We start from the raw sequence: 8,220 nt of genomic DNA, 5'->3' as shown, positions 1-8,220 counted from the left end.
CAGCTCAACATGCCCATGCCCGCCGACCGGCCGGGATGCCGCACCGCCACACATTCAGGTGAAGACAAAACACCTATGCACTCACGTACCGCCCTCTGAGGTATTGGGGGGCTCGTGACCGGGAGTGGGCGGCTGAGACTAGCGGCGTTGGCCGTGATCACGGCGGTGGTCGGTGCGGTGACGTCGTTCGCGGAGAACGCGGCCACGGGTCAGGACCGGTGGCCGGGCCCGCTCGACCAGATACGGCGGCACGCGTGGATCATCCTGGGCGTGGGTCTGGTGCTGGCCTTGTATACGCAGTTCCGCGAGGTCAAGTCCTCGTCGGAGGCAGAGGACCCCTTTCGACCCTGCTCGAATTGATGGCGTTTCGCCCTCGGGTCTGTGAGGTTGGGAGCACTCCACAGGTCACCGACTTCCGGGATGTGCCCATGAAGAAGTCCACTTTGTCCTCACCCCGCGCAAGGCACCTCGCGGGGGCCCTGGCTTGCGCGTTCGCCCTCGTCGGCACCATGACGAGTGCCGCTGTCGCGCAGCCCGCCGGGAGCAACCAGGCGGCGTCCTCCTGCAACTTTGACGGCGTCGACGGCCACTGGTATTGCAGGAACAGGCCGGGGATCCGCGTGGAGTGGGCCGGGCAGACCGTCGGCTACCTTGGCGGGACCGTCAACTGGTTCACCTGCCGGTACGAGGGTGACCCCACCGGCGGCGGCGGCCCGCACCCCAATCGCTGGATCTACACGCTCGCCGACACGCCTCACTACAGCCACGGTGGCTGGGGCTTCGTGAAGGACAGCGACGTGTACGACGAGACAGACCCGCTGCCGAGGTGCTGATCCCGGCCCCGGGCGCCCGAGGACGTCCGGGCCAGGAGCGCCCCCGGCGAGTTCGAGGAACTCGCCGGGGGCTCCTGCCGCTGTCCTGGGCGATCTCCGCCGCTATCGAGAGACGCGCTCCCTGCCTGCCGCCGCGCCCTCGCCGCCCGCCTGGCGCAGGCGGGCGTCCTCGTCAGCCCCCGGTGGCGGGAAGCGGTGGAGGCCGTACCTCGGGAGCTGTTCCTGAACCCGGGCGTGTTTCTGCCCGCGGAGGACGGCCGGTGGCTCCCGGTCACTGCGGTCGGAACCGACCCGGACGAGTGGGCGCAGATCGCCTACCGGGACGAGTCTTTGACCACGCAGCTCGACGGGCACCTCACCGCCGATCAGGTCAGCGACCTCGTGACCGGCTCTCCGACGTCGTCGTCCACCACCCCGGTCACCGTCGTGGACATGATCGAGAAGCTGGAGGTGGAAGACGGCCATCAGGTCCTGGAGATCGGCACCGGGACCGGCTACTCCTGCGCCCTCATGTGCCACCGCCTCGGCGAGGACAACGTGACCACGATCGAAGTGGACCCCGCGGTCGCGGCCCGTGCGGATGCCGCGCTGGAGACGGCCGGTTACTCCACCTGGACCGTGACGGGAGACGGGCTCTTGGGCCATCCCCGCCGCGCACCGTACGACAGTGTCTTCGAAGACCTCATGGACCCCGGCGAGAGTGGAGACGACCTCGGCCTCCCCCCTCTGCAAGAACGGCCTGCCCTCGTCGGTCAGGTCGAAGGTGTCCTCGGCCGCGCCGGTCTCTCCGAGCTTCCACGCGATGACCTTGGCGTACTTCGGCTCCTTGGCCTGCGGGCCGTCCGGGTGCGTCTCCTTGACCTCCACCGGCTCGGGGTAATACAGCGCGACCCACCCGCCGAAGGAGATGGGGAATTCGTAGTCGAACCTCCGCACCTGGCGGCGCTGCGTGGCCAGGACGTCCACCCGGCTGCCGACCTCACCGCTCAGCGTGGACGACGTCTTGAACGCGGTGGTCAGCGAGCCGCTGACCGACGCGGTGATCCCCAGCATCAGCTGTGCCGACAGCTCGCCGGTGCCGGTGGCGGTACCCGTGGCCGTGGTCGTACTGGTCGACTGCGACTGGGCCTCGGAGTCGACTCCCTGGTTGTCCTTGCTGTTCTTCAGGGTGGTCTTCTGCGACTGGTTCGCCGCCATGCTCTTCTGCAGTTGCTGCTGCAGCGAGGCGGTGGCCTTCGCGCCGAAGGTGAGCTGCACCTGCCCCTGGAGCGACCAACTGATCGTGTTCGAGATCGAGAACTCGACCGTGTGCGACCACTTCGTGGGGACGGGGTCGGTCCGGTTGACGTACGTCTGCTTGGAGATCACGTCAGGAGGGGGCTGCGCGATGTCGGCCCGCTCTTCGACGAGCGGCACACCCACCGTCGTGTAGGCCGTCCATCCGCGCTCGTGCGCCGTGGCCTCCCCCTCGGGGAATTCCTGGAACCGCCCCTTGTTCAGGGAGAACCCGATGGGGTGGACGTACCGATCATCACCGTCCGGCGACTTCTTCTCGGCCTTCCTCTTCAATTTCTCCCTGTCCCGCTCCAGGATCGCGGGGGCCTTTGTGGCGACGTCGAGCTCTTTCAGGTTCCGTCCGGTCAGCGGGTGGCGCATGTACCGTTCGCCGAGATGAGCTGTACTCACGTTGTTCTTTTTGGCGTCGCCCATTCCCTTGGGCCCTCCCTTTCCCGCGCATCTCAACGATGTGACAGTCATTCACCCTCGGTCGGCGCGCCGTCGGTCCTTTCGACTTTCGCGGCCTCTTCGGAGTTCTTCCTTCTCATTTCTTCCATCTCTTCCTCGCTCATCTTCGGCAGGTCCTCGCCCTTGACCCCCGGCCGGTCCTCGTCCCTGATCTCCACCTTCACCTTCTTGAACGTCTCGCCCTCGGCCGAGGAGGCCATGCCGGCTGTCGATGCGGGTCCTCGCAGGTGGCTCGCTGTTCGGCGGCCGCCGAGCCGGTCCTCTTGAACAGCGGGGACAGAAAGCCGTTCATGATGCGGAGCGCCTCGGGTGACGTCTCACGCACAATCTTCGGGTCGCGCTCTACATCCGGAATTCCGTCGTACAGTTCCGGGTCGACCCCTTGCCGTTCGGGCCGGGCGCCCGGGATGTTTTCGTACACCTTTTGAGCGGACTCTTCGGCGGACTTGGCTTCACTCCCGCCGCCGTCGAAGATGTTTTTGAAAGACATGGGCTCCCCTTCGATCGTGTTTACTGCCTACCCCTGAAGCAATCCGTCCATCCGGCTCGGCTCCACTCTTCGCGTCCATCACCAAACCCCGGGTCGGCCGTAACGATTATTCGGGCCGCAATGTCGGCCGAAACTGATCCTCGGCCGGGGTTTCACCTCGCGTGACGTACTGAAATGGCCCCGTCCCCGGACCTGAGGAGGGCCGGGGGCGAGCCGTCGGGCGGGCGGCGTCGAGGCGACGTCGAACTGCAGAGCGGGGTGAGTCCTCGCCAATCCGGCGGCTTCCGCAACGGGACTGCGTATGTGGCCCGTTGCTCACTCGGTGGGACAGGGCGCGCAGTTCGCGGGAGAGCGCGGCTCTTCGGCGGCCGTCGGCGACGCCACAACTTCTGCCTCACTTCTACAAGACCCGGGTCCGGGTCGACGGCAAACCCCGCAAGGTACTGCCCGAGGACCTGTGGATCCTGGTGCCGCCGGAGCGGGAAAAGTGGGCACCGACCCTGTACGGCGTGACGGCCGAGGCCCTGGTGCTCTCGCGCGGCTCGAACCCGGAGATCGTCCGTGAGGACGCGCCGGGCCTGATCATCACCCGCGGGGTGCAGGACGATCCCGTGCAGATCTGGACCAAGGGCGCCGCGGTCGGCATGCCGGTGATGCACACCCCGGACGCGCACATCGTGGCGAAGGTCCTGTGATGGCGGCCGGTCGGCGGTTGAAGGCCGCCGTGTACGTGAAGGACCCGGAGACGTACGAGGATCTGATTTTGCTGCCGGGCGAGAGCCCGACGCTGGAGATCGCCGCACTGGTGACCAATCCTGACGCCTGGGAACCGCCGCTGTACGACGGCGTCGAGCTGGAGCCGATCGCGGTCGGCGAGCCAGACCCGGCCGGGGCTACGGCCAAGCCCGACCAAGAGAAGGGCGAGGCCGGCGGGACTACTCCGAAGAAGTCCCCGTCGCGACGGACGAGGTCCTCCTCCGCGTAATACGCTCCGTGTGCGGTCCGGAGCCAGATCCCCCGTTGGCTCCGGACCGCACCTCGCACTGAGGAATGTGATTCTGGTGGACGAGTTCCAGAGGTCGTGGCTGCTCGCGCAGCTGGGCTCGGAGACCGATCCGGCCGACCTGGAACGCCGCTACTTCCGGCTGCGGTCGGTACGCGCGGTCGCCCTCGAGGTCCTCGGCGAGCGGCGTGCCAAGCTCCTCGCCGACCCGCTGACGGTCACCGTCGACGGCGTGGTCACGATGGACCTGCAGGAGAATCTGCGCGGGATCGAGCGGCAGATCGAGCAGGTGCGTCAGGCTCCCGCCCCCGATGACTCATCGGACGACGACGAGGGGGGCGAGGCCTTGGCGGTCACGTGGCTGGCGCCAGCGCGCCGCTACCGGTAGACCATGCTGCGGGCATCCCATCAGGCGCGGACTTTTGCTGGTTGTCGTTCGTCCGTGTTGCGGCCGGTCGGCCGCTAGGTGGTTCTCAGACGGTTTGGGACGACGGTGTCTGGGCGGTGTGTCTTTCGCTTGGTCCGTCTGCACCTGACGCGCCAACGCGAGCGCGTCACGGGCGGCTGCCGCGCTGACGATCGAACCCCCGGCACAGACGGATCTTCACGCCCTGCTCCCGCAGTTCCATCAGTTCCTCGGCCACCTCTACCTGGTCGGCTGTGCGTGAGTCCGATGGCGGGGCGGGAGGCTGCTGCTACGGATGGCTGCCGATCTGGGCCCACCCGGCCTGGTCCTCCTTTGTGACTGATGAGGAACGGGTCGCTCGCCGGCACACCCCCGATGTGCCGCACAGGAAACCGTCAGTTGCCGTCACCGTGCTGTTCGGCGTTGCCGGACGGCCTGGTGCGTGGTGAGACGGCAGCGGTCACCAGCAGGGTGTCCGCCGTCCGGGGGCCGTCGACTCGTGAGGGCAGAACCTCGGATTTGATGGCGGAAAATCCCGCCCCGTCGAGAGCCTTCACCCAGACGTGTTCCTGGAGCACCCAACGGCGCATCGTGGTGGTCTCGCCGTCCGGAGTCTTCGCGGCAACGTCGGCTGCCGCCACGTCTGGCTGGGCGGGTGCACCGTTGAGGTAGTGGGCGAGGGTGGAGAACACCAGCCGTCCGCCGGGCTTGAGTGCTGCCGCTGCGGCAGGCAGCAGCTCGTTGGGGTCGGTGAAGTCGAGTGCCCCGAAGACGCTGTAGAGCACGTCATACGTGTGGGGCGTCGCGCGCAGATGAGACACGGCGTCGGACAGCACGACACGCAGACGCGGAACCAGGTGACTGTAGAGGCCGGTGGCCATCTCGCATTGTGCGGGTGAGGCATCGACGGCGATGACCTGGGCGGGCTGGTGGTGGGCCGCCAGGTGAGCGGCGTGGCGGGCAGCTCCGGCACCCAGGTCGCAGACGACCTTGCCGGTGAGGTCGCCCAGGGCTTCGAAGCCGGGGCCGCTGTCCTGGCTCCAGATCCAGTGGAAGACGTCGGGGACGGCGCGGTCTTGCTCTGCGCGCGTCCGGCCGTAGTGGTGCCAGAGGTCTGGGCTGGTTGTCACCCGCACCATCCTGGCGGGCGGCAAGCTGTCGCCGGGCTAGTTCCGGGGAATCTCACCCCGGAGGTGGCCGGCCCCGGCCGCGTGAGGGCAGTGCGGGACCGGCCTCTCCCTAGGGCCTGTCCTGGCGATCACGACCGGAGCCAGATGACGAGTGCGGCTGCGGTGACGGTGCCGAGGTAGACGTAGCCGCGCTTGTCGAACCTGGTCGCAACCGCGCGGAAGGTCTTCAGCCTGTTGATCGCCCGTTCAACGGTGTTGCGCTTCTTGTAGCGGTCCCTGTCGAAACCGGGCGGCCGACCCCCGGCGCTGCCGCGTCGGACCCGGTTGGCCGCCTGGTCGGCCTTCTCCGGGATCACGTGCCGGATTCCTCGTCTGCGCAGGTAACGGCGGGCTCGGCGGTTGCTGTAGCCCTTGTCGGCGCTGACACTGTCCGGCTTGGTGCGCGGCCTGCCACAGGTCAGCCGCGGCACGCGGATCCTGCCCATGACCGACTCGAACTGGGTGCAGTCGGCGTATTGCCCGGGCGTGATGACCAGCGAGAGCACCCGGCAGCGGCCGTCCGCACTCAGATGGATCTTGGTAGTGAACCCGCCCCGCGAGCGGCCGAGCGCCTCACCTCCCGCACCACCTCCGCCAGCCGATCGATCAGTTCCGACCGGACCCGAGCGACTTTGACCGTCTGGACAGAGCCCCCTTTGAAGGATGGCGGCGGAGCATGCCGGGCGCCGGCGGCGTGGTGGTGCGCGCGCACAGACGTCGAGTCGACCGAGACGTCCCAGTCGATCTCGCCGGCCGCGTCCGCCTCGGCCTGGATCCGCCGCAGGAGCATCTCCCACGTTCCGTCCGCCGACCACCGGCGATGGCGCTCGTGCACCGTCTTCCACGGTCCAAACCGCTCCGGCAAATCGCGCCACTGCACGCCCGTGCGTATCCGGTACAGCACCCCGTTCACGACCTGACGATGGTCCCGCCACCTGCCGCAACGCCCGTTGCTCACCGGCAGAAGCGGCTCCAGCCGCTCCCACCGGGCATCTGTCAGATCACTCCTACTCCCCATAGTCGCATCAACGACTGACTGATCGTCGGAACGTCGTCCAGCCCCCAGCGATGCTCGGTCCTGACCGCTGAATACGGTGGAGGGGCCCGGTTGAATGAGAGGACGCGAAGACGTGGATGTGTATGAGGCCGTCGACAGCCGCCGGGCCGTACGGGCGTTCAGCGATGAGCCGGTGCCCAAGGAGGTCCTCGAACGAGTGCTGACCGCAGCAACGCGGGCTCCGTCCAGCGGGAACCTCCAGCCGTGGCACATGTATGTCGTGAGCGGCGAACCCTTGGCCGAACTGAAGAGGCGCGCGACGGCCAGAGCACTGGCGGGAGACCCGGGTGACGAGCGGGAGTATCCGATGTACCCGGACGAACTGACCTCGCCGTATCTGGACCGCTTCTCCGCTGCGGCGGCTCAGCGAAACGAATCGCTCGGGATTGAGCGCGACGACCCCGACCGGCCCCAGAAGATCGCTACCTTGAACTCGGAGGCGTTCGGAGCGCCGGCCGTCTTGTTCTGCTACCTCGACCGGACGATGGGGCCCGGACAGTGGGGTGACGCCGGGATGTACCTGCAGACGGTCATGCTGTTGCTGAGGGCGGAAGGGTTGCACAGCTGCCCCCAGGTGATGTGGACCATGTACCGCAAGACCGTCAGCCGAACAGTCGGAGCCGATGACGAGCTTGTGCTGTACTGCGGCATCTCAGTGGGATTTGAGAAGGAAGGCGTGCCAAGGCTGCGTACCGGGCGGGCGGACATGACGGAAACGGTGAGCTTCATCGGAGTGTGACCGCTGACGGCCGAGATCGACAGGACAGGGCCTAGGGCTGGCCTAGGGCCTGTCTGATGGGTCAGCGACGAACCGAGGCGAGGACTCGTTCCCGGGCATGTGGGGCGGGGGTGGCAGCCCCGTTCCGCTGCAGGAACGTTGGAGCACGCCCGTATGAGTGATCAGGGCCCCTCTAGCCGTTTCTTGGGAGACGGCCCAATGGTTTTCAGATCGCATAAACCACTAATCGAATGGAGTTTCATATGGACGCGCTCGCTGGCCTTCTGGCTACCCTTAACGGCCTCCTGGGCGGCCTCCTAGGCGGGCTGCCCCTCGGCTGACGCCAGTCAGGCGAAGCGACCATAACGTTCAGCCGTCAGGCGAGCCGTCGGACAGACCCCAGGTGGTCAGGCAGTGTCCGACGGCTCTCGCCCAGGTCGTGGACCTCGATCCGGCCGCCTATTGACCAGGTAAAACCGGCGCTCCGCTGGTTGCAGTTCTGGTTGGATTCGCCCCCGTCCAGCACCGTCCAAAGCTGCTGGACGGGCCCCTTCGCCGCAGGTCAAGACCGCCCCGCCACCGCCCGCACTCCCGGGCGAACATTTGGAAAGCGTGTTGGGGCAACTCCTCACGAGTTCGAATCTCGTATCTTCCGCCACTGCCTCACCGGCACGATGTCGATGCGCCTCACTGGGAGATGAGCTGTCCGCCAGCCAAACCCAGGATGTTGGCCTACCCGGATCTTGCGCTGCCCGCTGTCACATAGCGGCCTGCATGGAAACGGACGGTTCTGGCCAG

Annotated in this window: 9 protein-coding genes and 1 pseudogene; 7 read left to right on the top strand and 3 right to left on the bottom strand. The window is 67.3% G+C overall.

The features are described from left to right. The first annotated feature begins 147 nt into the window (after window positions 1-147). From IH68_RS0147725 to IH68_RS54710, 3 genes and pseudogenes are all read left to right on the top strand, one after another. On the top strand, window positions 148-360 hold the full coding sequence (locus IH68_RS0147725) for a hypothetical protein (protein WP_030949810.1): 213 nt from the start codon (window positions 148-150) through the stop codon (window positions 358-360). Window positions 361-509: 149 nt separating this feature from the next. Beyond that, window positions 510-833, top strand: a complete 324-nt coding sequence (locus tag IH68_RS51115) for a hypothetical protein (RefSeq protein ID WP_063763615.1) — start codon at window positions 510-512, stop codon at window positions 831-833. 150 nt (window positions 834-983) lie between these two features. Continuing rightward, window positions 984-1,505 (top strand): annotated as a pseudogene (locus IH68_RS54710) (rRNA adenine N-6-methyltransferase family protein); the annotation flags it as partial. 1,082 nt (window positions 1,506-2,587) lie between these two features. Here IH68_RS54710 and IH68_RS57540 read toward each other — a convergent pair. Further along, a complete protein-coding gene (locus IH68_RS57540) occupies window positions 2,588-2,779 on the bottom strand; it encodes a hypothetical protein (protein WP_030949803.1) in 192 nt (63 codons plus the stop codon). A 601-nt stretch (window positions 2,780-3,380) separates the two neighbouring features. On the opposite strand from IH68_RS57540, the gene IH68_RS0147705 reads away from it, so the two are divergent. The 3 genes from IH68_RS0147705 (at window position 3,381) to IH68_RS0147695 (ending at window position 4,460) form a co-directional block, all read left to right on the top strand. Then, window positions 3,381-3,764, top strand: coding sequence for a hypothetical protein (locus IH68_RS0147705; protein ID WP_030949801.1), 384 nt, complete (start codon window positions 3,381-3,383; stop codon window positions 3,762-3,764). Continuing rightward, window positions 3,764-4,054 carry a hypothetical protein gene (locus IH68_RS0147700; RefSeq protein WP_030949799.1) on the top strand — a complete coding sequence of 97 codons (291 nt, stop codon included), beginning with the start codon at window positions 3,764-3,766 and terminating at the stop codon, window positions 4,052-4,054. Before IH68_RS0147705 ends, IH68_RS0147700 begins: the two co-directional genes overlap by 1 nt. A gap of 76 nt (window positions 4,055-4,130) precedes the next feature. Further along, window positions 4,131-4,460 carry a hypothetical protein gene (locus IH68_RS0147695; protein ID WP_030949796.1) on the top strand — a complete coding sequence of 110 codons (330 nt, stop codon included), beginning with the start codon at window positions 4,131-4,133 and terminating at the stop codon, window positions 4,458-4,460. Window positions 4,461-4,873: 413 nt separating this feature from the next. Here the strand turns inward: IH68_RS0147695 and IH68_RS0147685 are convergent, their stop codons facing one another. Both IH68_RS0147685 and IH68_RS54700 read right to left on the bottom strand, forming a co-directional pair. Next, window positions 4,874-5,608: a class I SAM-dependent methyltransferase gene (locus tag IH68_RS0147685; protein WP_051834126.1), complete on the bottom strand. Its 735-nt coding sequence runs from the start codon at window positions 5,606-5,608 to the stop codon at window positions 4,874-4,876. 128 nt (window positions 5,609-5,736) lie between these two features. Further along, window positions 5,737-6,665 (bottom strand): IS5 family transposase gene (locus IH68_RS54700; RefSeq protein WP_420719043.1). Its coding sequence is split into 2 segments (ribosomal slippage): window positions 5,737-6,285 and window positions 6,288-6,665, totalling 927 coding nucleotides; the frame shifts between segments, so codons are not numbered across the junction. 112 nt (window positions 6,666-6,777) lie between these two features. Here IH68_RS54700 and IH68_RS0147670 point away from each other — a divergent pair. Then, on the top strand, window positions 6,778-7,443 hold the full coding sequence (locus tag IH68_RS0147670) for a nitroreductase (protein ID WP_030949788.1): 666 nt from the start codon (window positions 6,778-6,780) through the stop codon (window positions 7,441-7,443). The last annotated feature ends 777 nt before the right edge of the window (window positions 7,444-8,220 follow it).

It is taken from the genome of Streptomyces sp. NRRL S-646 (genome assembly GCF_000720765.1).
GTDB lineage: Bacteria > Actinomycetota > Actinomycetes > Streptomycetales > Streptomycetaceae > Streptomyces.
This window is presented reverse-complemented; position numbering and strand designations above follow the sequence as displayed.

Coding starts and splice junctions, on each gene's coding strand:
- IH68_RS51115 (WP_063763615.1), top strand. CDS start 510: ATGACGAGTGCCGCTGTCGCGCAGCCCGCCGGGAGCAACCAGGCGGCG.
- IH68_RS57540 (WP_030949803.1), bottom strand. CDS start 2,779: ATGGCCTCCTCGGCCGAGGGCGAGACGTTCAAGAAGGTGAAGGTGGAG.
- IH68_RS0147700 (WP_030949799.1), top strand. CDS start 3,764: ATGGCGGCCGGTCGGCGGTTGAAGGCCGCCGTGTACGTGAAGGACCCG.